The organism is Plantactinospora sp. CA-294935 (genome assembly GCF_050936445.1).
Taxonomy (GTDB): domain Bacteria; phylum Actinomycetota; class Actinomycetes; order Mycobacteriales; family Micromonosporaceae; genus Plantactinospora.
Map to the genome: position 1 here is coordinate 2,655,264 of NZ_JBNJMU010000001.1, position 26,554 is coordinate 2,681,817.

General features: G+C 71.6%; 25 protein-coding genes and 1 pseudogene. 17 read left to right on the forward strand and 9 right to left on the reverse strand.

Annotated elements, in window-relative coordinates; translation table 11 throughout:
• Positions 1 to 48 precede the first annotated feature (48 nt).
• Complete coding sequence (locus ACQEVC_RS11895; RefSeq protein WP_432876247.1) at positions 49 to 543, reverse strand: NUDIX domain-containing protein; 495 nt, start codon at positions 541 to 543, stop codon at positions 49 to 51.
• Between the two features lie 66 nt (positions 544 to 609).
• On the opposite strand from ACQEVC_RS11895, the gene ACQEVC_RS11900 reads away from it, so the two are divergent.
• Positions 610 to 2,241 (forward strand): long-chain fatty acid--CoA ligase, encoded by a 1,632-nt coding sequence (locus ACQEVC_RS11900; RefSeq protein WP_432891321.1) that lies wholly within the window; start codon positions 610 to 612, stop codon positions 2,239 to 2,241.
• Between the two features lie 132 nt (positions 2,242 to 2,373).
• Here ACQEVC_RS11900 and ACQEVC_RS11905 read toward each other — a convergent pair whose 3' ends face one another.
• Positions 2,374 to 3,318: a DUF559 domain-containing protein gene (locus ACQEVC_RS11905; protein WP_432876249.1), complete on the reverse strand. Its 945-nt coding sequence runs from the start codon at positions 3,316 to 3,318 to the stop codon at positions 2,374 to 2,376.
• A 416-nt stretch (positions 3,319 to 3,734) separates the two neighbouring features.
• On the opposite strand from ACQEVC_RS11905, the gene ACQEVC_RS11910 reads away from it, so the two are divergent.
• The 3 genes from ACQEVC_RS11910 to ACQEVC_RS11920 all read left to right on the forward strand — a co-directional run bounded on the left by ACQEVC_RS11910 (position 3,735) and on the right by ACQEVC_RS11920 (position 6,874).
• Positions 3,735 to 4,649, forward strand: coding sequence for an NADP-dependent oxidoreductase (locus ACQEVC_RS11910; protein WP_432876251.1), 915 nt, complete (start codon positions 3,735 to 3,737; stop codon positions 4,647 to 4,649).
• A 327-nt stretch (positions 4,650 to 4,976) separates the two neighbouring features.
• On the forward strand, positions 4,977 to 5,480 hold the full coding sequence (locus ACQEVC_RS11915) for an RNA polymerase sigma factor (protein ID WP_432876253.1): 504 nt from the start codon (positions 4,977 to 4,979) through the stop codon (positions 5,478 to 5,480).
• 47 nt (positions 5,481 to 5,527) lie between these two features.
• Complete coding sequence (locus ACQEVC_RS11920) at positions 5,528 to 6,874, forward strand: hypothetical protein (RefSeq protein WP_432876255.1); 1,347 nt, start codon at positions 5,528 to 5,530, stop codon at positions 6,872 to 6,874.
• A 32-nt stretch (positions 6,875 to 6,906) separates the two neighbouring features.
• Here the strand turns inward: ACQEVC_RS11920 and ACQEVC_RS11925 are convergent, their stop codons facing one another.
• Positions 6,907 to 7,932, reverse strand: a complete 1,026-nt coding sequence (locus ACQEVC_RS11925; RefSeq protein ID WP_432891323.1) for an NADPH:quinone reductase — start codon at positions 7,930 to 7,932, stop codon at positions 6,907 to 6,909.
• Positions 7,933 to 8,450: 518 nt separating this feature from the next.
• On the opposite strand from ACQEVC_RS11925, the gene ACQEVC_RS11930 reads away from it, so the two are divergent.
• Positions 8,451 to 10,280, forward strand: coding sequence for an acyltransferase family protein (locus ACQEVC_RS11930; RefSeq protein WP_432876257.1), 1,830 nt, complete (start codon positions 8,451 to 8,453; stop codon positions 10,278 to 10,280).
• Between the two features lie 37 nt (positions 10,281 to 10,317).
• Here the strand turns inward: ACQEVC_RS11930 and ACQEVC_RS11935 are convergent, their stop codons facing one another.
• Entirely contained in the window at positions 10,318 to 11,145 is an 828-nt protein-coding gene (locus ACQEVC_RS11935; RefSeq protein WP_432876259.1) for an FkbM family methyltransferase, read from the reverse strand.
• A 620-nt stretch (positions 11,146 to 11,765) separates the two neighbouring features.
• On the opposite strand from ACQEVC_RS11935, the gene ACQEVC_RS11940 reads away from it, so the two are divergent.
• Both ACQEVC_RS11940 and ACQEVC_RS11945 read left to right on the forward strand, forming a co-directional pair.
• Entirely contained in the window at positions 11,766 to 12,737 is a 972-nt protein-coding gene (locus tag ACQEVC_RS11940) for a quinone oxidoreductase family protein (protein WP_432876261.1), read from the forward strand.
• 119 nt (positions 12,738 to 12,856) lie between these two features.
• Positions 12,857 to 13,636, forward strand: coding sequence for a methylenetetrahydrofolate reductase (locus tag ACQEVC_RS11945; RefSeq protein ID WP_432876263.1), 780 nt, complete (start codon positions 12,857 to 12,859; stop codon positions 13,634 to 13,636).
• A gap of 3 nt (positions 13,637 to 13,639) precedes the next feature.
• On the opposite strand, the gene ACQEVC_RS11950 is transcribed toward ACQEVC_RS11945, so the two are convergent.
• The 3 genes and pseudogenes from ACQEVC_RS11950 to ACQEVC_RS11960 form a co-directional block, all read right to left on the reverse strand.
• Positions 13,640 to 14,011 (reverse strand): Mth938-like domain-containing protein, encoded by a 372-nt coding sequence (locus ACQEVC_RS11950; RefSeq protein WP_432891326.1) that lies wholly within the window; start codon positions 14,009 to 14,011, stop codon positions 13,640 to 13,642.
• Positions 13,988 to 14,644 (reverse strand): annotated as a pseudogene (locus ACQEVC_RS11955) (HAD family hydrolase); the annotation flags it as partial. The gene ACQEVC_RS11950 and the pseudogene ACQEVC_RS11955, both read right to left, overlap by 24 nt.
• Before the next feature lie 69 nt (positions 14,645 to 14,713).
• Complete coding sequence (locus tag ACQEVC_RS11960; RefSeq protein ID WP_432876265.1) at positions 14,714 to 15,850, reverse strand: glutathione-independent formaldehyde dehydrogenase; 1,137 nt, start codon at positions 15,848 to 15,850, stop codon at positions 14,714 to 14,716.
• Positions 15,851 to 16,293: 443 nt separating this feature from the next.
• On the opposite strand from ACQEVC_RS11960, the gene ACQEVC_RS11965 reads away from it, so the two are divergent.
• Both ACQEVC_RS11965 and ACQEVC_RS11970 read left to right on the forward strand, forming a co-directional pair.
• Positions 16,294 to 17,226, forward strand: coding sequence for a DUF5995 family protein (locus ACQEVC_RS11965; protein ID WP_432876267.1), 933 nt, complete (start codon positions 16,294 to 16,296; stop codon positions 17,224 to 17,226).
• Positions 17,227 to 17,358: 132 nt separating this feature from the next.
• On the forward strand, positions 17,359 to 18,393 hold the full coding sequence (locus ACQEVC_RS11970) for a mechanosensitive ion channel family protein (protein ID WP_432876269.1): 1,035 nt from the start codon (positions 17,359 to 17,361) through the stop codon (positions 18,391 to 18,393).
• A 21-nt stretch (positions 18,394 to 18,414) separates the two neighbouring features.
• On the opposite strand, the gene ACQEVC_RS11975 is transcribed toward ACQEVC_RS11970, so the two are convergent.
• Positions 18,415 to 19,437: a Ku protein gene (locus ACQEVC_RS11975; RefSeq protein WP_432876271.1), complete on the reverse strand. Its 1,023-nt coding sequence runs from the start codon at positions 19,435 to 19,437 to the stop codon at positions 18,415 to 18,417.
• 165 nt (positions 19,438 to 19,602) lie between these two features.
• Here ACQEVC_RS11975 and ligD (ACQEVC_RS11980) point away from each other — a divergent pair, with 165 nt between their 5' ends.
• The 8 genes from ligD (ACQEVC_RS11980) to ACQEVC_RS12015 all read left to right on the forward strand — a co-directional run bounded on the left by ligD (ACQEVC_RS11980) (position 19,603) and on the right by ACQEVC_RS12015 (position 25,304).
• Positions 19,603 to 20,556: a non-homologous end-joining DNA ligase gene (gene ligD / locus ACQEVC_RS11980; RefSeq protein WP_432876273.1), complete on the forward strand. Its 954-nt coding sequence runs from the start codon at positions 19,603 to 19,605 to the stop codon at positions 20,554 to 20,556.
• Positions 20,546 to 21,463, forward strand: a complete 918-nt coding sequence (ligD, locus tag ACQEVC_RS11985; RefSeq protein ID WP_432876275.1) for a non-homologous end-joining DNA ligase — start codon at positions 20,546 to 20,548, stop codon at positions 21,461 to 21,463. Before ligD (ACQEVC_RS11980) ends, ligD (ACQEVC_RS11985) begins: the two co-directional genes overlap by 11 nt.
• Before the next feature lie 92 nt (positions 21,464 to 21,555).
• Positions 21,556 to 21,858: a type VII secretion target gene (locus tag ACQEVC_RS11990; protein ID WP_432876277.1), complete on the forward strand. Its 303-nt coding sequence runs from the start codon at positions 21,556 to 21,558 to the stop codon at positions 21,856 to 21,858.
• 29 nt (positions 21,859 to 21,887) lie between these two features.
• Positions 21,888 to 22,643: a WXG100 family type VII secretion target gene (locus tag ACQEVC_RS11995; RefSeq protein WP_432876279.1), complete on the forward strand. Its 756-nt coding sequence runs from the start codon at positions 21,888 to 21,890 to the stop codon at positions 22,641 to 22,643.
• A gap of 13 nt (positions 22,644 to 22,656) precedes the next feature.
• Positions 22,657 to 23,025, forward strand: coding sequence for a hypothetical protein (locus ACQEVC_RS12000; protein WP_432876281.1), 369 nt, complete (start codon positions 22,657 to 22,659; stop codon positions 23,023 to 23,025).
• A 920-nt stretch (positions 23,026 to 23,945) separates the two neighbouring features.
• Positions 23,946 to 24,731, forward strand: a complete 786-nt coding sequence (locus ACQEVC_RS12005) for a helix-turn-helix domain-containing protein (protein WP_432876283.1) — start codon at positions 23,946 to 23,948, stop codon at positions 24,729 to 24,731.
• Positions 24,728 to 24,913 carry a DUF397 domain-containing protein gene (locus ACQEVC_RS12010; RefSeq protein WP_432876284.1) on the forward strand — a complete coding sequence of 62 codons (186 nt, stop codon included), beginning with the start codon at positions 24,728 to 24,730 and terminating at the stop codon, positions 24,911 to 24,913. Before ACQEVC_RS12005 ends, ACQEVC_RS12010 begins: the two co-directional genes overlap by 4 nt.
• A 169-nt stretch (positions 24,914 to 25,082) precedes the next feature.
• On the forward strand, positions 25,083 to 25,304 hold the full coding sequence (locus ACQEVC_RS12015; RefSeq protein WP_432876286.1) for a hypothetical protein: 222 nt from the start codon (positions 25,083 to 25,085) through the stop codon (positions 25,302 to 25,304).
• 751 nt (positions 25,305 to 26,055) lie between these two features.
• Here the strand turns inward: ACQEVC_RS12015 and ACQEVC_RS12020 are convergent.
• Positions 26,056 to 26,424 carry a hypothetical protein gene (locus ACQEVC_RS12020; protein WP_432876288.1) on the reverse strand — a complete coding sequence of 123 codons (369 nt, stop codon included), beginning with the start codon at positions 26,422 to 26,424 and terminating at the stop codon, positions 26,056 to 26,058.
• Positions 26,425 to 26,554: the final 130 nt, after the last annotated feature.

The following is a 26,554-nucleotide window of genomic DNA, read 5'->3' on the forward strand; positions in this document are numbered from 1 at the left end:
CGCGAACCGGGCCCGGCCGCCGGACTACTTCAGGACGACCTGGCCGGACTACTTCAGGACGACCTGGCCGGTCTGCTCGAACGCGGCCAGGTCGTCCAGGGTCTCCAGCACCGTGGAGGAGACCGGCGTGGGCAGCGCCCGGGGCGGGAAGAATCCGGCGCCGGTGGTCTCGTCGGTGCTGGTGAGCAGCTCGCCGGACCAGGCGTCGACCCGGAAGGCGACCACGAAGAGCTGGTACGTGTCGCCGTACATGTTGGTGAAGGTGCGGTCCGGGCCGGTGTACATGGCGAACGGGGTGACCTCGGTGGCGGTCAGCCCGGTCTCCTCCCAGACCTCGCGTACGGCACACTGGGCGATCGACTCGCCGAGTTCCATCGCGCCGGCCGGCATTGCCCAGTAACCGTTGTCCGAGCGCTCGATCAGCAGCACCTGGCCGGCCGCGTCGCGTACCACGCCCCGGGCGCCGACGAACATCAGCGTACGGTCACCGGCGAGGGCGCGAAGCTGGCCGAGGTACGACTCGGCCCACGGGATACTGCTCATCGGTTGCCTTCCGGGTGGTCAGGTGTGAGCTGCGACACTAGGTTGTGGTCCATGCGTAGCACGATGATGGACGCACCCCTGCTGATTTCCCGCATCCTCGAACACGGCAGCACGGTGCACGGCACCGCCGAGGTGGCCACCTGGCTGGGTGACGGCTCCCGCCGAATGACGTACGCCGAGGTGGGTGCGGCCGCCGCCCGCCTCGCGCACGCGCTCCGCGACGACCTCGGGATCACCGGTGACCAGCGGGTTGCCACCTTCATGTGGAACAACGCCGAGCACCTGGTCGCGTACTTCGCGGTGCCGAGCATGGGTGCGGTGCTGCACACGCTCAACATCCGCCTCTTTCCCGACCAGGTGGCCTACATCGCCAACCACGCCGAGGACCGGGTGGTGCTGGTCGACTCGACGCTGATCCCGCTGCTGGCCAGGGCGCTGCCCGAGATGTCCACTGTAGAGCACGTGGTGGTGGTCGGCGGCGGTGACCCGGCGCCGCTGCGCTCGGCCGGCGGCGGGCGGATCGCCGTACACCGCTGGGACGACCTGCTGCGGGACCGGCCGGACCGGTACGACTGGCCGGAGCTGGACGAACGTGGCGCCGCCGCGCTCTGCTACACCTCGGGGACCACCGGCAACCCCAAGGGCGTCGCCTACTCGCACCGGTCGATCTGGCTGCACTCGATGCAGATCTGCCTGCCGGAGTCGTTCGGGCTCGGCCCGACCACCCGGGAACTCGCCATCGTGCCGATGTTCCACGCGATGTCCTGGGGCATCCCGTACGCCGCCTTCCTCTCCGGGGCCTCGCTGGTGATGCCGGACCGGTTCCTCCAGGGCGCCCCGATCGCCGCGATGATCGCGGCCGAGCGGCCGACCCTGGCCGGCGCGGTGCCGACCATCTGGACCGACCTACTCAACCACCTGGACGCCAACGAGGTCGACACCTCCTCGCTGACCGAGGTGATCGTCGGCGGCTCGGCCTGCCCGCCCGCGCTGATGCACGCCTTCGCCGAACGGCACCGGATCGACGTGATCCACGCCTGGGGGATGACCGAGATGTCCCCGCTCGGCTCGGTGGCCCGACCGCCGGCCGGGGCGACCGGCGAGGAGGCCTGGCGCTACCGCTACACCCAGGGGCGGGTACCGGCCGGAGTCGCCGCCCGGATCGTCGGCCCGGACGGCACGCAGTTGCCCGCCGACGGCAAGGCCGTCGGCGAACTGGAGGTCCGGGGCCCGTGGGTGACCGCCCGGTACGTCGGCGACGACGCACCCGAGGAGGAGAAGTTCCGTGACGGCTGGCTGCGTACCGGTGACGTCGGCACGCTCTCGGCGGACGGCTTCATCACCCTCACCGACCGGGCGAAGGACGTGATCAAGTCCGGTGGTGAGTGGATCTCCTCGGTCGAGTTGGAGAACGCGCTGATGGCGCATCCGGCGGTGCGGGAGGCGTGTGTGGTCGGCGTACCGGACCCGCGCTGGGACGAGCGTCCACTCGCGACGGTGGTACGGCAGGAGGGCGCCGAGGTGAGCGCCGAGGAACTGCGGGACTTCCTCGCCGACCGGGTGGCCGGATGGCAGTTGCCCGAACGGTGGGCCTTCGTCGACGCCGTACCGAAGACCTCGGTGGGCAAGTTCGACAAGAAGCGCGTCCGCGCCGACTACGCCACCAACGCCCTCACCGTAACCGTACTCCCCACCTGACCGCCGCCCCCCACCTGACCGCCGCCCCCACCTGACCGCCGCTCCCGACCTGACCGCCGCTCCCCACCTGACCGTCCGTGTGCTGTTGCTACCCCTGGAGGGGCAGTGGGAGAACACGTTCGCCGGTCGCCTTCACGGGCGCCAGCCGGCGGCCAGCAGGGCGGCGCGCAGTTGCGCGGCCACCTCGGCCGGGCGGTCCCGTACCAACCAGGCGGGGAAGCGGAGTATCCGGATGCCGCTGATCCAGAGATCGTTCTGCCGGCGCATGTCCGCCCACCAGTGGCGTACCTCCAGATGCTGTGCGCCGTCGATTTCGACCATCACCTTCCACTGCTCGAAGTAGACGTCGAGATAGCGGCGGCGCCCCCGGGAGTCGGTACGCCGTACCTGCCGGCTGGGTGGCGGTAGGCCCTCCCGCCGGCAGAGCCGGAGCAGGTCTGACTCCGCGACGGACTCCGCACCGACACGCGCGTCCGCGGCTGCCGCCACGATGAGGCCCCGCCGACGCAGCCGGGGTAGCCGGGCCAGGGCCCTGTCCAGTTCCGGGCCGTCGACCAGCCGCTGCTGGAAACCGGCGGCGATGATCGCCCGGGCCCGCTCGTCGTCCCCGGCCCACTGTGCCGCGTCGAGCAGTGACCGGGCCGGCATCGTGCACGGCGGCTGGCCCAGCCGATGAACGTCGGCGGCGGTCAGATGCCGGGTGCGGTGCACCACGACACCCGGTGGGGGATCGCGATCCTGGCGACGCGCGGAAATCAGGACGTGCAGCGTCGCGCTGTGGTAACCGCGCATCCCCAGCACCTCCAGGGCGGAGAGTCCGGCCAGCACGGCACGCCGTCCGGCGCCGGCCGCCAGCACCGCCGCCCAGCGTCGCTGCTCGCGGGTCACCGGGCCGTTGTGCGCGAGGTAGACGCCCCGGGACATGATCTGCCACCGGCCGGTCGCCAACCGGTGTTGCAGCGCCTTGGCCGACAGGTGCCGCAGCGCCTGTCGCCGGCTCACTACGTCGTCCTGGAGCCAACGCAGGTAGGTCAACTCGTCCGCGTCCGGTGGCGGTGGCGGCCGCAATCCGGGCACTACCTCCCGACGCGGTCCCGTTCCGCCAGCGCGACGAGGTTGGGGATCCCTGGCAGGGCGCGGCATCCGCCGACTATCCCGCGCCCTGCCACCCGCCTCCACCCCCAGCCCTGCCCCTGTGGACAACCGATGGGTGCCGCTGGATCGTGTGCTGTTGGTACCCCCAGAGGGGCAGTACCAGCACACGATCCAGCGCGATCCCTCCCCGCGCCGCCCGAGATGTGCGAGAGGTGTATCGGGTGGGACCCGGGTTGGGGCGGGTGGTGCGAGACGGGGCTCGACGCACCGCCCCGCCGGCCGGGTGATTGCGCTCAACGGCTGCTCGTCCTGCCGCCGGCCGGTCGGGTCGCGATCCGACCCGTTGCCAACTCGATGTCGTGCCGGGAAGGATGTTGGCCACGCGGAAGGGGCGAGCGATGCGAGCGGTGGCGGTGACGGCACTGGGCGGTCCCGGTGTGCTGGGGGTGGTCGAGCGGCCGGACCCGGTCGCCGGGCCCGGCGAGATCCTCGTCCGGGTACGCGCCGCGGCGGTGCACCCCGCCGACCTCGCCGCCAGGGCGGGACAGATCCCCGGCGGCCCGGTCGAGCCGCCGTTCCTGCTCGGCTGGGACTTCGCCGGTGACGTGGTGGCCCTCGGGGACGGGGTCACCGACTACCGGCCCGGCAGCCGGGTCGCCGGAATGGTGCCGTGGTACCTCACCCGGGGCGGTGTCGGGGCGTACGCCGAGTTCGTGGTGGCCCGGCCGGACTGGCTGGTCGGCGTACCGGACGAGCTGGACGCGGCGGAGGCGGCCACCGTGGCACTGAACGCGCTGACCGCCCGGCAGGGGCTGGAGATGATGTCGCTGGCCTCCGGGTCGACGGTGCTGGTCACCGGCGCCAGCGGCGGGGTGGGCGGCTTCGCCGCCCAGTTGGCGGCCCGGGCCGGTCACCGGGTGATCGCGGTGGCCAGCTCCGACGACGAGGAGTGGGTACGCGGCCTCGGCGTCGCCGAGGTGGTGCCCCGCTCCGCCGAGCTGGCCGAACTCGGCCCGGTCCCCGCGGTCTTCGACGCGGTACCGGTCGGGGCAGCGGCCGGCGCCGCGGTTGCCGACGGCGGCGCGCTGGTGACGACCCGACCGGTACCGCCGCTCGATCCGCCGCGCGGGGTACGGCAGCAGACGGTCATGATCCGGCTCGACCAGCCGATGCTGGCGGAGCTGATGACCGAGGTGGCCAAGGGGCGGCTGCGGACCCGGGTCGCGGCCTCGCTGCCGCTGGCGGAGGCGGCCGACGCCCACCGGTTGGTGGCGGCGGGGCGGCTGCGCGGAAAGATCGTCCTCGTGCCGTAGCGGCGCCGGGGCACCTGCCCCCGCCTACCGGCACGCCGAGCCGGCCGGAGCCGCACCCCAGGACCGAGCGGTCACGGTGCCGTGTCGACAGTCCACGATGCCGGGTGCCGGCCGCAGCACGGAGAGCGGGTTCGAGGTGACCACCCGTGGCGGCCGGGTTGACAGTTCGCGATGCCGGGTGCCGGTGCACGGTGCCGGTGTGCACGGAGCCCCGGTTCGGGCGGCCCGCCGATTCGGATGTCACCGGACGACCCGCCGGAGGGTCGTACTGGGTGAACGGGTCGGTAGGCAGGGGATGGTGTGGACGGACATCAGGCAATTCGAGAGGTGTACGCGGCTTCGGCGGCCCGGCTGGTGGCCCAGCTCTTCGCGGTGACCGCCGACTACGCCGAGGCGCAGGACGCCGTCCAGGAGGCGTTCGTCCGGGCGCTGACCCGGACGGGCCGGTTCCGGCAGGTCGACAACCCGGAGGCGTGGCTGCGTACCGTCGCGCTGAACGTGGCCCGGAGCCGGTTCCGGCGGCAGTTGCGGCTCGACCGGCTGATCCGCTCCGGACGGCTGGCCGGTGCCGAGCCGAGTCCCCCGGAACTGTCGCCCGACCACGTGGCGCTGGTTGCCGCCCTGCAACGGCTGCCCCGGGCCACCCGGGAGACCGTGGTGCTGCACCACATCGGCGACCTGCCGGTGGCCGAGGTCGCCGCGACGCTCGGCTGCTCGGTGGAGGCCGTCAAGACCCGACTGGTACGCGGCCGGCAGGCGCTCGCCGGGCATCTGGCCGAGCCGCCCTGGCCGGTCACCGACGACGCCGCGGCCAGGACGAACCGCCGCTGACCCGTTCGATCTTCATCCACGTCGCACATTCACACCGGAGGATTCCCATGCCGGAACTCGACTTCTCCGGTCTGGGCCAGGCGGCCCAGGCCGCGTTCAGACCGCACTTCGCCGAGGTGGAACGCCGGGCGCGGCGCCGGCGGCGGCGTACCCGGATGGCCGGTGCCGCCGCGCTGGTCGCCGTCGTCGCCGTCGGCGCCGGAACGGTCTGGCGCGCCATGCCCTCCGACGACGGCGGTGACCGGTACGGCACCCTGGGCCCGCCCGTCGCGCTCGACCGTACGCCCGACTTCGTCCCGACGCCGGCCCCGAGCGCCACGCCAGGTGTCACCACACCGCCCCCGCCCACCGTGACCGGCACGATGCTCGCCGGCGACCTGCGCCGCCTCTACCTGCGGTACCGCGACTGCCAGGGGGAGAACTGTGCGATCCGGCTGGCGACCAGTGCCGACGGTGGGGCGAGCTGGCAGTCGTACCCGCTGCCGGTGCCGGACAACAGCCTGGTCGGCCTGCGGGTGGTCGGGCCGCGGACGCTGGTGGCCGAGGTGCAGACCAGTCCGAAGCGCGACGACGGCATGATCGAGGGCGACGGGGTCGAGCAGCAGTTCTGGCTTGCCAGCAGCGACGGCGGGGTCACCTGGCGGGAGATCCAGATCACCGAGGTCGCCGCCGTGCCGGAGACGTACCGGCCGGTGGAGTGGATCCCCGACTCCGACGGGTTGACGGTGCTGGCGGCGGACCCGGCAACCGGAGAGGTCGTTCGATTGGCCACGAAGGCGCCGCTGCACCACGCGCGGGTGATCGAGGGCGGGACGGCGGCGGCCGGACTGTGGGTGAGCGGCTGGACCGACCGGACCATCGGTCCGGTGCTGGAACCGAACGGCACCATCTCGGAGAACAAGGCGACCTTCAACGGCAGCGCGATCCAGGTGAGCTGGGACGGTGGACGCAACTGGCGGCAGTCGGTGCTGCCCGAGGACGTCGAGGCGGGTGGCAACGCGGGGGCCGCCGCACTGGCGATCGGCGACCGGGCCGCGTACGCGGTCGGCCAGGTCGAGGGTGAGCTGCGGGTCTATCGCAGCGTCGACCAGGGGCGGACCTGGCGGCGTACGGCGGCGCGGGCCCAGGTCGGCGATCGGATGATCCACGCCGCGGTTCGGCCCGACGGTGTGCTGGTGATCCAGGCCGGCATCCTGGCCGGCGAGAACCCGATCATGTTCGAGGGCCTCGACCAGGGTGAGCGGCTGCGGGAGATCCCGGTCGGCCCGGGTGCCTCGGCGGTACCCGTTCCCGGCGGCTACGTCCAGTCCGGCAACCAGGACTCCTCCGGCGGATGGCTCTCCCCGGACGGCATCACCTGGTCGTACGTCGGCCCGCCCACGATCGAGCGCTGACCCCGTCCGGCGGGCCGACGGACCGGTGGTGATCAGGACTCGCTGGTCACCACCAGCACCTTGCCGACCGCCGAGTTCTGCACGGCGGCATGCGCCTGGGCCACGTCGTCCAGCGGGTAGTAGTGCAGCGGTAGGCCCGCGTCGGTGCCGATCCGGAGTACCCCGGACGACGCGGCGGCGGCGACGTCCGTCACGGCCTGCGCCTTGGCCACCGTCGACAGGGTGTAGACCAGCACGAACTGCCAGCGGACGTTCGGCACCATCAGCGGCCGGACCGGCAGGGTGAGCGCGGCGCCACCGTCGTCGGCGTACACCGCAACCGCGCCGTTGGCACCGATCACCTGGCAGTCGATCTCGGCGTTGCGGGCGGCCGCGACCTCGACGATCGCGTCCACCCCGTCCGGCGTGATCTTCCGGACCTCGGCCACCACGTCCTCTTCGCGGTAGTTGATCACATATGACGCGCCGGCCGCGACCGCGAGCTGGGCCTTCTCCGCGCTGCTGACCGTGGCGATGACGGTGGCGTCGGCCCACCGGGCGAGCTGGATGGCGGCGTTGCCGACCGCGCCCGCCCCACCCTGGACCAGGACGGTGCGCCCGGTGAGCGCGCCGACGTCGAGGCGGTCCGGCATCGTCTCGCCGACCGTCAGACAGCGATGCGCGGTCATGAACGGAATGCCGAGGGCCCCGCCGAGGTCGAACGAGGCCGAGCCGAGCCGCACCACCTGCCGGACCGGCACCACGGTGTACTCGGCCGCGGTCCCCCACGGCCGCTGCCAGGCCGCCTCCCAGATCCAGACCCGCTCACCGGTGAGCTTCGCATCGACGCCGGTACCGACCGACTCGATGATCCCCGCGCCGTCCTGGTTCGGAATCTGCCAACCGTGCCGGGGCGGCGCGCCGGAACCGTCGCCCTGCCGCGACTTCCAGTCGGTGGGATTCACCCCCGAGACGGCGACCCGGACCAGCACCTCCCCCGGACCCGGCTCCGGCACCGGCCGGTCCACCACCTCGAGCACGGACGGATCGCCGGTGCGCTGGTAGACCGCCGCCTTCATCGTCGACCTCTCCGGTGCTGCCACGCTCGACCACCTCTCGTCTCGATCCGCGGGCCGGCCCACTCGCCCCGATCCGCCGGCCGGACCCCGCACGCGTTACGACCGATCACCATCTTGCTGCCCGAACGGGTGGATCGCCGGAGTTTCGGGACCGGGCCCGGGTGTGCGGCGTCACAGACTGGGCCGGGCGGCCGCCTCTCGTGCCGCCGTCGCCACGGGTCCGACCCGGCGGTCGACCTTTGACGTCCGGCGGGCGGTCGGCCGGGTCGGGGCGCGGGAGCGACGGGGAACACGCCGCGAAGGGCCGGTCAGGGATCGTTCAGGTTTGTCGGGTAGGACTGTTGGGCAAGGGTCCGTCTGTCGAGGGCGCCGGCCTGCCGGGCGGTTCCGCCGGAGCTGGTGGCTGGGCGGGCGGCGTTGGCGGGGTGTCGCCGGAGGTGTTCCGGGCCGCCCGTGCCGACGACGTACGAGTCGCCCGGGACCGTCGGGCGCGGCCGACCGGAGACGTGGAGACGCCGATGGGAACCTCAGCCGAGCCCGCGGTGCCGGCTGCGGTCGTACCGGTGGCCGGGCCGGCGGACGGCTCGCCGGGTGTTCGGGCCGGCGGCTCGCCGGGTGTTCGGGCCGGCGGCTCGTCGGGCGGTCGGGACCGGTACCTGGACCTGTGGCGGGCGGCCGCGCTGGTCCGGGTGGTGACGTACCACGTACTCGGCTGGATCTGGCTGACCGTGCTGTTCCCGGCGATGGGGCTGATGTTCGCGCTCGCCGGCTCGCTGATGGCCGGCTCGCTGGACCGTACCGGCCCGGGTGCGGTCGGGCGGCGGCTGCGCCGGTTGCTGCCCCCGCTGTGGGGGTTCGGGGTGGTGGCGGTCACGCTGCTGCTGGTCACCGGTTGGCGTACGGCACCGACCGCGGCACTCGGCTGGGGCGAGATGGTCTGGTGGGTCTTCCCCGCCCGTACCCCGCCGGTCGGCGACCAGTCGTGGGCCTGGGCCTACAACGTGGTGCTCTGGTACATCGTCACCTATCTGTGGCTGGTGCTGCTCTCGCCGGCCCTGCTCGCCGCGTTCCGCCGCTGGCCCTGGCACAGCCTGGCGCTGGCGGTGGCCCTGCCGATCGCGTTCCGGTTCAACATCGTCAACGTCGGCGGGTACTTCAACGAGCAGGCGACCAACGTCAGCACGTACCTGGCCTGCTGGCTGCTCGGTTTCGCGCACCACGACGGGCTGCTGCGCCGGATCCCCGCCCGGCGGTACGCGCTCGCCGTCGGGCTGCTCGCGCTCACCGGGGCCGGTTGGGTGCTGGCGGTCGGCTGGTCGACCGGCAACTACGACCTGAACCGGATCGCGGGCGGCAACACCCTGTGGTCGATGGCGTTCGTCGCGGCGGTGCTCCGGTTCCGGCCCCGACTCGACTGGCTGGGCCGGCTCCGCCTGCTGGACCGCCTCGTGGAGCTGTTGAACGCCCGGGCGGTCACCGTCTATCTGTGGCACCTGCCGCTGGGGGTGCTGGCCGGGGCGCTGATCGCCCCGCTGGCCGTCTCCGGCTGGGTGCAGACCGTCACCCTCCGGCTGGCCGCCGTCTGGCTGCTGGTGGCCGTGGCGGTGGTGTTGTTCGGCTGGATCGAGGACCTGGCCGCCCGCCGCCGGCCGGCGCTGGTGCCGGCCCGGGTCAGCCCGTCCCGGCGCGGGACCGCCCGTACCGCGCCGTCGGGTCGGGGCGCCGGAGCCGGGGTACCGGCGGTCGCCGTTCCGGTCGCTCCGGCCGGGCCGCTCCCGACGCCCGCGACACCGACGGGGTCGCCCGGGGCGGCGGCGCGGCGCTGGCACCGGGCGATGGCCTCGACCGTCGCGGTGCTGGCCGTCAGCCTGGGGGTGATGGCGCTCAACCTGTGGCCCGGGGTGACGACACGCAGTCAGGCCCAGCCGTCCCCGGCCGAGGTCACCTACTACCTCTCCGACCTGCCGATGCTGCTGGACGGCAGTTCGGAGCGGCCCTCGCCGACCCCGGCCACCGGGTCGTCCCCCGGTTCCGTCACCGTGCACGGCCAGGTCTATCCGCGCGCGGTGCTCACCGCCGCGCCCAGCCGGGTCCGGGTGCAGCCGCCCGCTGGCTGCGAACGGCTCCGGGCCGTGATCGACGTCGGCGCCGACGACGTCGAGGTCGCCTTCGCGGTACGCGCGGACGACGTGACCGTCTTCGAGTCGGGCGTACGCAGCCGGGCGGACAGTGCCGAGCAGATCGACGTGGCGATCGCCCGTGCCAGCTTCGTCGACCTGGTGACCAGCAGTCCGTCCGGTGGCGCGGTCGGGGTCTGGGCCGACCCCCAGTTCGTCTGCGTCCCGTAGCCGTTGCGGCCCGCGGGGGCAGCGACGCCCGTCGGGGTCAGCGCGACCGGAGCACCACGTCCTTGCTGAGATCGCCCCAGCCGGTCTCCCGGGCCCGGGCGACGGTGTCGCGCAACTGCGACTCGTCCACCGGCTGCTCCCGGCCGGCCTGTTGCAGGGCGACCGCGAAGTTGGCGCAGAGGTACTTCAGCAGGTCGTCGTCGGCGTGCAGTATCTCGCAGATTCCGGCGGCCCGTCGGCGGTGGAAGAGCCCGGCCATCCCCGCCAGGGCGGCCTGCTCGTGACCCTCGACGTCGATCTTGAACAGCAGCGAGTCGTCGTCGCCGAGCTGGATCCGCTCGTCGAGCCGGAAGCACTCCACCTCGACGCCCCGGTCGTTCTGCACCCGCAGGGAGGCGACGCCGGTGTGTTCGTGCAGATAGAGCCGGGCAGTGCCGGACCGGTCGCTGGCGGCACCCGCATGCAGCACGGTGCCCGGGTAGTCGCCGGCGGCCGCCGCGATCGTCTTGCGCAGCCAGGGGAGTACGGCTGGGTTCGGTTCGACGAGATGCAGTTCGCGCAGGCCGTAGTAGCAGGTCGAGAAGGCCACCTCGCCGTAGTTGGCGCCGACGTCGATCGCCACCGTGGGCCGGATCTCGGAGACCAGGCGCCGCCAGGCGGCAACCGCCTTCCGGTCGAGGTTTCCCTTGTAGACGGCGAGTTCGGTGCCCCTGATGTCGGTGTGGTCGGCGTGCAGTACGACGCCGATCTCGTTCCGGAACGCCCCTGCCCGGGTACGGAGGGCGATCCGGTGGGCGGCCCGGCGGACGTGGTGGGCACCGGACTGGTGGTAGGCGCGGCGCAGCGTCGATCGAAAAGTTGGCATACCGTTGACCGTTCTCGCTGATCGTTGGGGGTTGTCGCAGGTCCGGTGGCCCGCCGGTGCTCCCCGGACTTCGCCGGCGGCGGTGCCGGCCGTTTCGTAGCGGTACGGGCGGTGCCGGCCGTGCCGGTGCAGCCGTCCCGCGCCTCGCCCTCCAGCGACCTCCTTCAGTAGGGCCTGCTCCTCGGGCATGTTACGCAGACAATCACCTAGAGCAACAGTCCCGATACCCAGCGAAGTAGTACGTGGATCCATCTCGCGTTTTCCCTGGTAGTGACCGGATGAGGGACACTCCCGGCGCACCCGCCCGTACGCCGCACAAACCCCGTTGTCAGGCGCCGTTTCGCCGGGGCCTGTGATCCGCCCGGGGGTCCCCGCCGGGCGCGGTTGCCGGGCGGAGCCGTCCCGCCCACCCACCGATCCGGTCGGAAAGCCGACACCGGTCGCGGGTGAGCGCGTCCGTGGCGGGTGGTGCGGCCGGTCGGCCACCACCCGGGTCCGGGTCCGGCCCGGGCGCCCGGGCGGGTGACAGCCGGGCCGGACGCGCCGACGACACGCCAGAGCCTCCCGCCGATCGCGGCGATCCGGGGGTGCCACGGCGGCGCACGGGAGACGATGACCGCATGCGGGCGGTGCTGATGCGGCGACACGGCGGACCGGAGGTCCTGGAGATCGTGGACGCACCGGCGCCGCAGCTCGGCGCCGGTCAGCTCCTCGTCGACGTCGCCGCCGTCGGGGTCAACTTCACCGACGTCTACCAGCGGCAGGGCGTCCAGCCGTACGCGGGGGAGCTGCCGGCGGTGCCGGGGCAGGAGGGCGCCGGCACGGTCGCGGCGCTCGGGCCCGGGGTCGAGGGTTTCGCCGTGGGCGACCGGGTGGCCTGGGTGAGCCTGCCCGGCGGGTACGCCGAGCAGGTCGCGATCCCGGCCGAGCGGGCGGTGCCGGTACCCGAGCACGTCGACTTCCCGGTCGCGGCGGCGGCGATGATGCAGGGACTCACCGCGCACTACCTGTCGCACACCACCCACCTGGTGACGGCCGGCGATCCGGTCGTGGTGCACGCGGCGGCCGGCGGGGTCGGGCTGCTGCTCACCCAACTCGTCAAGCTGGGCGGTGGCGTCGTGGTGGGCACCACCTCGACGGACGAGAAGGCCGAACTGGCCCGTCAGGCGGGCGCGGACCACGTCGCCCGGTACGACACCTTCCTCGACACCGTCCGTGAGGTGACCGGTGGTGCCGGTGCGGCGGTGGTCTACGACGGGGTGGGCCGGACCACCTTCGACGACAGCCTGGCCGCGCTGCGTCGCCGTGGCCTGCTGGTCGCGTACGGCAGCAGCAGCGGGCCGGTACCGCCGTTGCAGACCGAGCGGCTGGCCGCCGGAGGCTCGCTCTATCTGACCCGGCCGACCCTGCCGCAGCACATCGAGAGCCGCGCCGAGTTGCTCGGTCGGGCCGCCGACCTGTTCGGCTGGATCGGCGCGGGGCGGCTGTCGATCCGGATCGGCGCGACGTACCCGCTCACCGACGCGCCCCGGGCACACGCCGACCTGGAGGGCCGGCGTACCAGTGGCAAGTCCCTGCTGCTGCCCGGCTGACGCTGACCGCGTCGGTCCGGCCAGCGTGATCCGGTGCAGAGCCGCAGAGCTGGGTGCACCGGTCCGGGCGCCCGCGCGGCGCCGGGCCGGCTGGACGAGTCCCGCGTACGCTGCTCCAGGTGAACTCGCCGAACTTCGACCTGATCTGCGAGATCGAGCCGCCGACCCGTCCCGACCTGCGGCACGTACGCCACCAGATCGGGGTACTGGCGCCGGTCGCGCACTCGTTCCTGATTCCCGACAACCACATCGGCCGGGCCACGGTGTCGAGCATCGCGGTAGCGCACGAGGTGGCCGCGATGGGTGGCCGGAGCATCGCCTGTCTGAACTCGCGGGACCGCAACCGGCTCGGGTTCCAGCGGGACATGCTGACCGCCGCCGCGTACGGGGTGCGGGAGTTCCTCTTCGTCTACGGCGACAAGCCGACGGTCGGGGACCGCAGCGGTGAGCTGACCGTGCGCGCGATGATCGACGAGGCCCGGACGGCCGGGGAGAGTCCGGCGTTCGCCGGGCTGCCGCCGTTCCGGGTCGGCGTGGCCGCCGGCTTGCGCCGGCTGCCGAACTGGAAGCGCACCGCCGACTTCGTGTTCGCGCAGGTCAGCTTCTCGGTCGACGCGCTGCTGCGCTGGCGGGAGTCGGTCGCGCTGGACGTGCCGGTGTACGCCGGGGTGATGGTGCTGGCCAGCCCGACGATGGCGCGCACGCTGGCGGCGAGCATCCCGGACATCGAGATCCCGGCCGACCTGGTCGAGCGGGTGGAGCGGGACCGGCAGGCCGGGGTCGACGCGGCCTGCGAGCAGATCGAGCGGCTGCGCGACAGCGGCGCGTTCGACGGCGTACACCTGGTACCGGTGGCCCGCTACCGGGAGATGGCGCTGCGGCTGGAGGGCCGGGGATAGCACTCAGCAGGTGGAGTGGAAGAGGCCGCCCACCGGCTCCCGGGCGGCGAGGTTGTTGTAGAGCTCGACGGCCTCGTCGGTCCGGGCCACGTGCACCTCGGCCGCCCGCTCGTGGAGGAACCGCAGCGTCGCCGGGTCGACCCGGAGCCGCCCGTCGAAGCCCTCGGAGAGCACCACCCGGGTCGCCCCGTTGTCGAGCAGTTCCTCGACGTCCGCCGGCTGGATCCCGGGCTCGTGCCGGGTGCCGGTCTCGGTCCAGTCCCAGGGCCGGCCACCACCGGGATAGAGCTTGAAGTCCTTGCCCTCGCCGAGCCCGTCGACCACCATCCGGCCCCAGGAGATCTCCTGGATCCGTGGCGACCGGGCCGGCGGCACCGTCTCCTCGGTGAGGTCGGTGACGTGCGGCAGGACCACCGCGGCGAGCTGTTCGGCGTCCGGGTCGAGCGGGTACGACCCGTGCGGGATCGCCACCACCCGCATCCCGGCGGCGGCCGCCGAGCGTACCCCGTTGCTGGAGTCCTCGACCGCGACGCAGCGGTCGGCCGGCACGCCGAGGCGCTGCGCGACCGCGAGGTAGGCGTCCGGGGCCGGCTTGCCCCGGGCCACCTCCTCGGTGGAGAGCGTCGCCCGGAACTGGTCGGTCAGCCCCATGGCCTCCAGCGCCACGTCGATCAGCCGGCGCGGGGACGAACTGGCCAGCCCGAGCGGCCAGTGCCGGGCGATCCGGCGGACCACCTCGGGCGCGCCGTCGATGACCGGCAGGTGGCTCTGGTATTCCCGGGCCATCTCGTCGACCACGTCGGTCGCGATCTGCTCGGGGCTGCCGGGTACGCCGAGTTCGCCGAGGTAGCGGGCCCACTCGCCGGTGCTCATCCCCATCAGCCGGCGCTGCGTGTCGGGCTGCCACCGGCCGCCGGAGGTGTCGACGTGGCGTCGACGGACCCGCTCCCAGACCGGTTCCGAGTCCACCAGTACGCCGTCCAGGTCGAAGACCACCGCATCCACCACGGCTCCATCCTGCCCCAGTCGGGCGCCGCCGGCCGACCGGACACCCGCCGGTCCGCTCTGCCGAGCGGATCACGCGGCGGGCTTGAGCACCACCTTGGAGTAGCCCTCGTCGCGCTTGTCGAACCGGTCGTAGCCCTCCGGCGCCGCGTCGAGCGGCAACTCCTTGCTGACCACGAAGCTCGGCCGGGCCCGCCCGGCGACGATCAGATCACGCAGGTACCGGTTGTACGCCTTGACGTTGGTCTGCCCGCTGCCCATCCGGAGCGCCTTCTCGAAGAACGTGCCGACCCGGAACAGCAGTTCGCCGTTGCGGGAGTGTTCGTCGGGCGCCCCGGGGTCGTGCGGTACGTAGAGTCCCACCACCCCGATCCGACCGGTGGCCCGGACGATCTCGACCAGGCTGTTCAGTACCCCCGCCGGCTGCTCCTCGCCGCCCCTGCCGGTCCCCTGGTAGCCGACCGCGTCCACTCCCTTGTCCGTTCCGTCGCCGTCGGTCTGGTCCCGGATCTGCTCGACCGGGTCGCCCTTGCCGAAGTCGATCGGGATCGCGCCGATCGACTCCGCGAGGCGCAGCCGCGAGGGCACCCGGTCGACCAGGAACACCTTGGCCGCGCCGATCAGCAGCGCCGAGTACGCCGCCATCAGCCCGACCGGGCCGCCACCCATCACCGTGATGGTCTCGCCGGGGCGCAGCTCGGTCATCGCCACCCCGTGGTAGCCGGTGGGGAAGATGTCGGCGAGCATCGCGAAGTCGTTCTCGTGCTCGTTGCCGGGCGGCAGTTTCAGGCAGTTGAAGTCGGCGAACGGCACCCGCAGGTATTCGGCCTGGCCGCCCCGGTACGGGCCCATGTTGACGTACCCGTAGGCGGCGCCGGCGAAGCCGGGGTTCGCGGTGAGACAGTAGCCGGTGTAGCCGGCCAGGCAGTTCCTGCAGAACCCGCAGGCGACGTTGAACGGCATCGACACCCGGTCGCCCCGCTTGACGTGCACCACGCCGGGGCCCACGTCGACCACGATGCCCATGTTCTCGTGCCCGAAGACGATGCCCGGCTCGGCGCCGGTACGCCCCTCGTACATGTGCAGGTCGGAGCCGCAGATCGCGCTGCTGGTCACCTGCACGACCACGTCGTTGGGGTCCTGGATCCGGGCGTCCTCCACGTGCTCCACCGCGACCTCGCGCGGCCCGTGGTAGACCACTGCCTTCATGCCTGCTTCCCTCCGGCCGTATGCGCGGCGCGGCCACCTCCGGGATCCAGCCTAGGCGGACGATCTTCAGATAACGGGCGAATGGCCTCCTGGCAGGTTTTCCCGCGCTCCGGGAGGGGGCCGGTACGTCCGGGGCGCCGTCACCGACCTGCCCGAGGTGCCGTACGCCCGGGCCGGGCTGGCGGAGGTGGCGGTGCTGGGCAACCGCTGAAAGGTTCGATGCCCCGGCCGGCCCGCGCCGCCCTGACCCGCCCGCGCCGGCCGGGGCTCTCCCGGCACCGCGTCACAACGGTGAACGACCGCAGCCGGATTGGCCGCCAGGATAGCGGCTAATCCGGCTCTTTTGGCTGGTCGAGTCGGGTATCGGACCAATGTTCCTGACTGGTCACTCAGATTCGGAATGATGTCTGGCATTGACGTCGATCATCCTCTGGGGGGCTGGCATGGGACGGTGGGCGACGACGCGGACTCTGCTGGCGGCCGCGCTGGGCGTGACCGGAGTGCTGCCGCCCGCCCCACCGGCCGGCGCCGCACCGCCGCCGTACCGGCCGGACGGGGCGGCGGTGCGGGCCGCCGTCCCGGACACCTGCCCGGACGGCGGGGCCGGATGCGTGGACGACACGATCGCCCGGCTGCGGGAGCGGTTCGCCGCGCTCGGCCGGTCCTGCGACCACCACGCCACCTTCACGCTCGCCTACCTGCGGACCACTCAGGGCTTCAAGTGGGGGCGGGACCAGCACGGGTACTTCGCCGACAACGCCTGGGTCAACCGGGAGGGCGCGCTCTTCGCCGAGTACTACTACCGGGCGTACGACGACTGGGCCGCCGGGCGGCGCTCCGCCGTACCGGGAGCCTGGCTGGCCGCCCTGGACGCGGCCCGGTCCCGCCGGCTCAGCGGGGCCGGTGACCTGATGCTCGGGATGAACGCGCACATCAACCGGGACCTGCCGTACGTGCTCGAACGGGTCGGACTGACCGCGCCGGACGGCAGCAGCCGCAAACCCGACCACGACAAGGTCAACGAGATCCTCGCCGCCGTGATCGACCCGCTGCTCGCCGAACTGATCGCCCGGCTCGACCGGGAGGGCTTCGACACCGGCATCCCGACCAGCGCCGCCCTCGGGCTGCTGGTCAGTTGGCGGGAGCAGGCGTGGCGCAACGCCGTACGACTGGCGGGCGCCCGTACCCCCTTCGCCCGGACCCTGGTCGAGCTCGACATCGAGTCCAGCGCGGTGGCGATCGCCACCGGGCTCGCGACCCTGACCAGCTACGTCCCGCCGTTCACCGGGCCGGGGCCCCGGGCCGCCTACTGCGCCGAGCGGAACGGCACCGCACCGCCGGTGGCGTACCCGTTCGGCGTGCCGCCGGCGTACTGAGCGCCCGGTGCCGCGCCCGGGTCGCCCGGGCACACCCGACGAGCCCCGGTTTAAGTAGCGCGCCCCAGGCAAACCGCCGACCGGGGATCGGAGGGGGTAGCCGGTGACGGGGATCGGGCGGGCAGTCCGGCAGTGGGCCGGGCGGCGGTGACCACCCGGGCGGTGTTCATCCTGGTCACGGCGGCCGGTGGTGCCTTCCTGCTGAGCCTGCTGCTCGGCCGCGCGCTGCGGCCGATCGGCCGGGGGCGTCGGCTCCGGAGTTTCCTCCAGATGGCTCAGGTACACGGCCAGCGGGCGTTCAGCGTGCTGTCAGTGGCGCTGGCGTTGTATTACGCGTTGCCGGCGACCGGACTGCCGCCGGAGACCCTGGAGCACCTGCGGCACTGGGACCTCCTGGTGGCGATCGGCACGGCCGGCTGGCTCGCCACCAAGGTTCTGCACGTCGCCGAGGAGTGGATTTACAAGCGTCACCCGCGTACTCCCACCGACGAACGCGCCCGGCGGATGCACACCCAGGTCCGGGTGGTCCGGCGGGCGACCGTGGCGCTCGTCGTCCTGCTGACCATCGGCACGATGCTGCTCACCTTCCGCCCGGTCCGGGTCCTCGGCCTCTCCCTGCTCGCCTCCGCGGGAGTCTTCGGCCTCGTCATCGGGGTCGCCACCCGGCCCATGATCTCGGCGGCCATGGCGAGCATCCAGATGGCCTTCACCGATGCGTTGCACATCGACGACGTCGTGGTGGTGGACGGGCAGTGGGGACAGGTGGAGGAGGTCCAGTTGACGCACGTGGTGATCCGCACCTGGGACGAGCGTCAGCTCCTCCTGCCCAGCACCTACTTCGTCAGCAAGCCCTTCGAGAACTGGACCCGGTTCGGCGCCAGGGTGGCAGCCGCGGTGGACCTGGTGCTGGACTACACGGCCGATCTCGACGAGCTGCGGGTGGAGGTGGGGTGTCGGCTCGCGGCTTCCTCGCTGTGGGACCGCGCCGGCTGGGGACTCCAGATGACGGACATGACCGAGCAGCACGTGACCGTCCGGATCACCGTTACGGCCGAGGACGGCCCGAGCGCGTGGAACCTGCGGTGCGAACTCCGGGAGGGGCTGGTGGGGTACCTCCGGGACCACCACCCGCAGTGGATGCCACGCCGCCCGCACTACGAGGCGTGACCGGGAGCACGAGGAATCGGCTCAGGCGGTCTTGCGGGGAGCCTTCTTCGGGGCGGCCTTCTTCGGCGCGGCCTTCTTGGCCGTACCCGACTTGGTCGCCGCCTTCTTGGCCCCGGCCGTCTTCTTCGCCCCGGTGGACCTCTCCGCCGCCTTCTTGGCCGCCTTCTTCGCGGCCGGGGTGGCCTTCTTCGCCGCGGCCGCCTTCGCGGACTTGGCGGCGGAGATCGGGGTGGGCTGCCCGGCGCCGGCCCCGGCCGGCTCCTCGCCCCGGGCGGCCCGGGCCCGGTCCACCGACGCGCGCAGCGCCGCCATCAGGTCGACCGCCGCCGCCGGCGCCTCCTCGACCTCCTCCGGCTGCACCACCTCCCGGCCCTCGACCTTGGCGTCGATCACCTCCTGGAGGGCGGCCCGGTAGTCGTCGGTGAAGATGTCCGGCTCGAACTCGCCGGCCATCGAGTCGATCAGCGAACTCGCCATCGCCAGCTCCGGCGGGCGCACCTTGATGTCCTCGTCCAGGAAGCCGAAGTCGGGGCGGCGGATCTCGTCCGGCCAGAGCATGGTGTTGAGCAGCAGTACGCCCTCCCGGACCCGCAGGGTGGCGAGCTGTTCCCGCTGCCGCAGCGCCACCTTCACGATGGCCACCCGCTCCGAGTCGGTCAGCGCGTCCCGGAGCAGCACGTACGGTTTGGCCGCCGCACCGTCCGGCTCCAGGAAGTAGGCCTTGTTGTAGAGGATCGGGTCGACCTGCTCGGCCGGGACGAACTCCAGCACGTCGATCGCGTGCGAGGTGCTCAGCGGCAGCTCGGCGAAGTCCTCGTCGGTGAGGATGACCATCTCGCCGCCGCCGATGTCGTACCCCTTGGCGATGTCGTCGTAGCTGACCTCCTCGCCGTCGATCGAGCAGACCCGCTTGTAGCGGATCCGGCCCCCGTCGGTGCGGTGCACCTGGTGGAACCGGATGTCCTTCTCCTCGGTCGCCGAGTAGACCCGTACCCCGATGGAGACCAGCCCGAACGAGACGGCGCCGCGCCAGATAGCCCGCATGATCCCGTACCTTCCCCCATCCGGGCGGATATTCACCCCGTCAGGTGAAGTGTCCCCTGAGCAGCCGGTACCCGGCCCTTGCCGGTGTGCACGACCGGTTCGATCCAGGATCGCACCGGATCGAACCGGACGCGAGTGTTTCGGCGCGGACCTAGAGTGAGGATCGTGCCCGGCACCCCGGTCAAGCCGATGCTCGCGGTCACCGGGGAGCTGCCCGCAGGCCCCGGCTGGGTGCATGAGTTCAAGTGGGACGGGGTACGGGCGGTCTCCGAGTTCGCCGCCGGCGAGCTGCGGCTCTACGCCCGCTCCGGAGTGCAGATCACCGCCGCCTATCCGGAGCTTGCCGCGCTCCGCGCCCAGCTCGCCGAACGAGGGCTGGCCGAAGCGGTGCTGGACGGCGAGGTGGTGGTGCTGACCGAGCAGGGGCAGCCGTCGTTCACCGCGCTCGCCGAGCGGATGCACGTCCGGGAGCCGGCTCGGGCAGCCCGGCTGGCGGCGAGCCTGCCGGTGACGTACATGATCTTCGACCTGTTGCGCCGGGACGGGACGGACCTGACCGGGTGGCCGTACCGGCGTCGCCGGGAGGCGCTGGAGGCGCTCGGCCTGGCCGGGCCGCGCTGGGCGGTGCCGCCGGTCTTCCCAGACGGCCGGGCGACCTACCAGGCGGCCGGCGAGCACGGGCTGGAGGGCGTGGTGTCGAAACGGGTCGACGCGGTCTACCGGCCCGGGGTCCGGTCCCCGGACTGGGTGAAGGTGAAACTGGAGGTCACCGACGACTTCGTGGTCGGCGGCTGGCGGCCCGGCGTACGCCGGATCGGCGGGCTGCTGGTCGGAGTGCCGGCCCCGGGCGGCGGGCTGGTCTACCGGGGCCGGGTCGGCGGCGGCATCGGCGCGGCGATCGAGCGGGAGCTGCTGGCCGTGCTGGAGCCGCTGCGCACCGGCGTCTCGCCGTTCGTGACCCCGGTGCCCCGGGAGGATGCCCGGGGCGCGATCTGGGTAACTCCCCAGATCGTGGTGGAGGTGAAGTACGGCCAGCGCACGCCGGACGGCCGGCTGCGGTTCCCCCGGATCCGCCGGCTGCGCACCGACAAGACTGTGGCGGACGTCGATGGCGCGTGAACAGCGGGTACGGGTCGAGGTCGAGGGCCGGAGCCTTGAGCTGTCCAATCTGGACAAAGTGCTCTATCCGGCGTCCGGGTTCACCAAGGGTGAGGTGATCGACTACTACACCCGGATCTCCGAGGCGTTGCTGCCGCACCTGCGCAACCGGCCGCTGACCCGGATCCGCTACCCGAACGGCGTCGACGGCGCGTTCTTCTTCGAGAAGAACGCCCCGGCCAGCACCCCGGAGTGGGTACGCCTGGAGCGGCTGCCGTCACCCGGCTCGTCCAAGGACCGGGAGGAGTTGGACTACGTCGTCTGCGACGACCTGCCGACACTGGTCTGGCTGGCCAACCTCGCCGCCCTGGAGCTGCACACCCCACAGTGGAAGGTCGACGCCGACCCGGACCTGATGGTGATGGATCTCGACCCGGGTGCGCCGGCCGGGCTCGCCGAGTGCTGCGGCGTCGCTCTGCTGATCCGCGAGCGGCTGGCCGCCGACGGCGTCGAGAGCTACCCGAAGACCTCCGGCCGCAAGGGCATGCAGCTACTCTGCCCGATCTCGGGCCGGCAGTCCGCCGACACCGTCTCCGGGTACGCCCGGCGGGTCGCCGACGAGTTGGCCCGGGAGGCGCCGAAGTCGGTCACGGCGCAGATGGCTAAGCGGCTCCGCCCCGGCAAGGTCTTCATCGACTGGAGCCAGAACAACGCGGCGAAGACGACCGTGGCGCCGTACTCGCTGCGGGCCCAGCCGGTGCCGTCCGCCTCCACCCCGCTGCACTGGGCCGAGGTCGAGGCCGCCGCCGAGGGCGAGCCGGGCGCCGTCCGCCAGTTTCCCGCCGCCGAGGTGCTGGACCGGATCGAGGAGTACGGCGACCTGCTGATCGAGCTGCTGGACGGCGGCCCGGAGCTGCCGGTCCGGTGACGCCAGTGGCCGGCGGCCGGTGAAGCCCATCTGAAGCCGGTGCCTGGCACCCTCGACGGGATTGTGCCGCACAGCTCTGTACGGGGGGAAACGTGTCGTCCTTCAAGGCCGATCCGGCGGTCATCCGCGAGTTCGGCGCCACGATCACCGGCCTGGTCAACGACTCGGTGGGCGCACAGCAGTACAACGACAAATGGCTGGAGATCAGCGGCTCGTCCGGACCGCTGTTCCAGACGGTGTTCGACGCCGTCACCAGGATCAAGAACCAGTTGTACCTCTCCTACGCCCAGCTCGAAAACGTCCTGCGACTCTCCGCCGAGGAGGTCGAGCGGGCCGCGCAGTACTACGAGACCACGGACGCGGCGGCGGCCGAACAGCTCGACCGGACCTACTGAGCGTCGGCGGGGAGAAAGGACAACCTGGCATGGCCGATCCGCTGGACGAACTGATCGATCCTAAGGTCGAGGACCCGATCCCGGACAGTCTGGAGAACTACCTCGGCGTTTCCCAGTACATCAGCCCGTCGTACTGGCTGGGCGAGGCGATGAACCTCGTCATCGGCACCAACCCTTTCCAGTGGGCCGCCGAGCAGTTCACCGGCGACTGGCAGGCGGTGCAGACGGCCGGCAAGGCGGTGCAGACGCTGGCCGCCTTCAACGAGGCGTGTGCCGGCGCCCTCAACTCCGCGGTCGCCACCGTCGGCTACGGCTGGGAGGGCAACGCCCGGGACGCCGCCGACGAGTACTTCAGCGGCGTCGGGCAGGTGCTCAGGGACCAGATCAGCGTTCTCGTCCAGCTCGGTTGGCAGTTGGACGTGACGGCGTTCAGCGTCTACGAGACGGCCGGCGCCCTGAAGGGTCTGTTGGAAGGGCTCGTGGATCTGCTGATCGCGATCGGCATCGAGATGGCCGCGACGGCGGCATCGGCGCCCACCGTCATCGGCCCGATCCTCGGCGGGGCCAGCATCGCGTTCACCGCCAGTCAGGCCGTCGCGAAGTGGAATCAGATTCTGAGCCTGCACAGCACCATCTGGAACGCCGTGCAGGCGTTCAGCGGGGTGGTCGCCGGCCTGCTCGGCCAGGTGAGCGACACCAGCCTGCCGCTCCTGCCGTCCAGGGAGTACGACCACCCTGCGGTACGGCCGCCGGCCGAACCGCCCGTTTCCCACCACCGCGACTGAGCCGGAGTACCAGATGAGACCACCGAAGGACGACGAACCACTGCTCGACGTCGCCGGGGGCGACCCGGCGCTCTCCCGCCACCTGCGCGACTCGCTGAAGACTCTCAGCGAACGCACCGACGACCCGGAGTTCCGTCGGCTGGTGGCCGACGTGCTGGAGGGCCGGCGCGGACTGCGCGAGGTGGCCACCTCGCCGGTCTTCACCTCGGCGCTCAACCCCCGGATGGAGCAGTTCGCGCAGCGCTGGGCGGAAACCTCCGAGCAGGAGCGGGCCGAGCTGGCGGCCCAGGGCGAGCGGGAGTTCGCCGCGCTGCGGGAGCGGTTGGAGCGGGAGCGCCGCGACCGCGAACGGTGGTGGCGCGACCACCCCGACGGGTACTGATCAATCACCTCCCTCAGATTTGGTACGCCCGGCGCGCGGGAACGCGTTCCGGATCGCCGCCGCGTCGGGGGCGGAGGTGGCGGGGTCATCGGGATGGCGATCACCGGCCGCGCCTCGGTGCGTAGTACCCGCAGTACCCGCACGTCTCCGGCCGCCGTGGTCACCCGCAGTCCGGAAGGGTGGTCCATGGCCGTGAGAACGGTCTCCACCCGCAGGATCTCCGGTCGCTGCGCTCGGTGCAGCAGGCCCGCCACGAAATCGAGGACCTGCACCACGTCGGCCGTCGCCTCGCTACGCCCGGGAGGGGTGAGGACCAGGTACGTCGTGCCGCCGCCCGCGTGAGCTATCCGGATGCCGGGCGTGTCCATGTCGCCGCCGAACGGCACCGCCGCAACGATGTCCGGGTTTCCGGACGCGCGGATGGTCTCGGCGACGAGCCGCGTCAGCTCGGTCTCACTGAACCATTTTCAACCTCCCCTTGCGGTCCGGCGGACCGCAAGGTCGGACGCGGTGCGTGCGCGCCGCGCGGTTCAGGTTGAAAAAGGTTCACTCATGCGCTGTCCGCCTTTCCTGTTTCCTCGGTACCCGGGGGACCGGTTTACCTCCACCCCGGCCCGCGCGACATGGCAGCGAGCCGGACCGGGCTCCAGTCCTCCCGGGACCGTCGGAGGCCCCGCCCGATCCCGTCCCCGCCTCACCCTCTGCCTGGTGAGGCCGACCGGGCGGGGCCATACGCCGCACGACGACCGGTGCGCGGTGCAACCCGCCGTGCCGTGTCGGGTGCGATCCTTCTGCCGAACGCGCCCGAATCGCCGTGCTTGTCATCCATGCTGGACCGCGCGACCGAAGGGTCGGAAGATGGAAGACGTTCATGGATGGGTCAGTGTGCATACACGCGCGAACGGCAGGTGACGATAATCGTGAGTGACCATCGGGATTTGCGATCCCGGCTCCGACAACTGCGCGTTGGCCGGAAGCTGTCACAGGAGAAAGTCGCAGCGGCGCTCCACGTGTCGAAGTCCCTGATCCAGCAGTTCGAGAGCGGAAAGCTGACTCCGCAGGACGACACGGCGGAGCGCCTGGACGAGTTTTTCGGTACGGGCGACGAGATCCGCAAACTCGCCAAGATCGAGCGCAAAGATCGGCAACCCTGGCTGCGATCGTTGGTCGAGCATGAGCGTCGCGCCCTGCTGCTCCGCACCTGGGAGCCGCTGGTAATACCGGGGCTGCTGCAATGCGAGGCGTACATGCGCGAGATCTTCTCGGCGGTGCCCCGGAATGCCGGCCGGATAGACGAACTGATCGCCACAAGACGTGAGCGCCAGGCGAACACGATCCTCCGGGACAACCCTGTCGCGCTGTCCGTCATCATCGGTGAGATCGCGTTGCGCCGTGGGCCGGCTGATGTCCTGAAAGAGCAGTGGGGCTACCTGGTCGACGCGGGACACCGGCCGCATGTCAAGATCCGGGTCGTCCCTGCCGAGGCGGAGGGGATCCACGTCGGGCTGTCCGGACCGTTCAGCATCGCGGCCATGCCGGACGGGCGCCGGTTCGGCCACCTGGACGACCAGTTGATCGGGCATCCCGTGACCAACCATGGCGACCTGGGGCACCTGGACCTAGCATGGGAAGAGATCGACGCGCTGGCACTTCCCGTGCTCCAGACCCGAGACCTGATCTTGCAAATGCTAGAGGATGCGAAATGAACACTCAGCCACGCTGGCGGACCTCGACGCGCAGCAACGGCACCGGCAATTGCGTGGAAGTGGCCGACAACCTCCCCGGTCGGGTGCTGGTCCGGGACAGCAAGGACCGGCAGGGGCCGGCGCTCACGTTCGGCCCGGCTGCCTGGCGGGCCTTCGTCCGGCTGGCCCGCGAGACCGCCTGAAGCCGCTCACTTCTGGCGCTATTGATGTTGGCCGTCGACGCCGGGCGCCGAGGTCGTCCGACGACCCGTCAAGCAGGAACTGGGCCGTTCGCCCGGACGATCCTGGCGACTACACCGCCAACTGTCGATGCATCTGACGCCGAGAACGCTCGACCAGTGGCGCCCGATCATGCTACGCAACCTTGACCGGCTGCGCGGCACCGTGCGCGGAGATCCCCACCTGCGCAACGTCGACCGCTGGCAGCGACTCATCGAGGACGGCGACCCGTCTGAACTCCGCCGGGTCATGATCGGGTTGGACACCGACTCGGTGCAGATGCGCGAGGTCTCCCCTATGGGCGGCCTCCTTCCACAGCACGAGCGCACCGAGGTACTGCGAAAGGCAAGTTGATGCGACACGATCAGCTGAACGGCCGGCAGGAGTAGCCTCACTCGGCGTCCCGATGGCCGGCTGCCTCGACGGCTGTGAATGTGACCAAGCACCTGGGACCCGGCCGTGGCGGCCTGGCAGAACTGAGCCTCAGCCCTGATCCCTGATCGTCGCGTGAAGCTGATCTGAAGCCTCCTTGAAGCTTCTGACTGCTTCAATAGGCGCAACCAAGAGGCACCGACGACCGCCGATACTTGGCGGCGGCCGTCACGTGTCGTGATCCCCAACAAGGGAGTAACAAAATGCCGAAACGGGTAACGGCCACTCTGGCCATGGTGGCGGCGCTCGTTGCCGCAATCGCATTCAGTCCCGCTGCGCAGGCTTCTCCTGCCCCGGCGACGGTCGCCTCTGCGCAGACCGTCGAACCGCTCATCGATGAGCGGACGTGTAATGCTAGTCAGCTCCCGCGCCAAATCTGGCTGACCTACACATCGCGTCCGACACGGTGCTTTGGCGGCACCGTCGGTAGCTTCAACCTGGGCAACAATCCCGCGACTCCTGTCCAATGGCTCTCATCAGGGGATTACCACGGCACCATTTACTGCGTTGGCCTGACCCTGCCGTTCGGCCCAGCGACTGATGCACTGTTGAACAGGACATGCACTCGCCTCGACATCCGTCCTGCAAGCTGAGGCAGCCGTAACACTCACAGTTGGTGGTGGCGCGGGGTGTGTCACCGGCTGTCCACTCCGCCCACCACCCATGGTCGCCTCTACTTGCGGAACAGGAGAACGCCTCCGTTGTACTGCTCGCAGAACGACTCGAAACCCTTTTCCGTGGTGTCGTACCAAACGGAGACGTCATCTTCCTCCTCAGGTGCCACCCAGAACCCGTCGTCGTGCAGCAGTCCGGATCGCCATTCCGGCGGTACCGGTGCGGCGTCGTTCTGCGGCAGCCCTCGAAACTGGTAGAGGTCGACAAGGCTTTTTGCCAGCAGAGACTCCAAGATGCTCCGGGCTGTGTCGCGTGCCACGTCGAGCGAGGGGAGACTTTCGGCGGCTTGCACCATGAAGGCGGCATCCCAGAGTCCTGTGAAATCTTCGATCCCTGACCACAGGAGATCCTTCACCAAATCGGCCATGTGCCGTTATCTGCCCTTCACGACGATGCGTGTCCACGCGGACGGTTCGCGTCTGCTGGCGAGGATATTCGGCAGCGTCCGGTTCTGCCGCGATCCGGGTGCGTACCTCCGCTATGCGATAACCGAACGT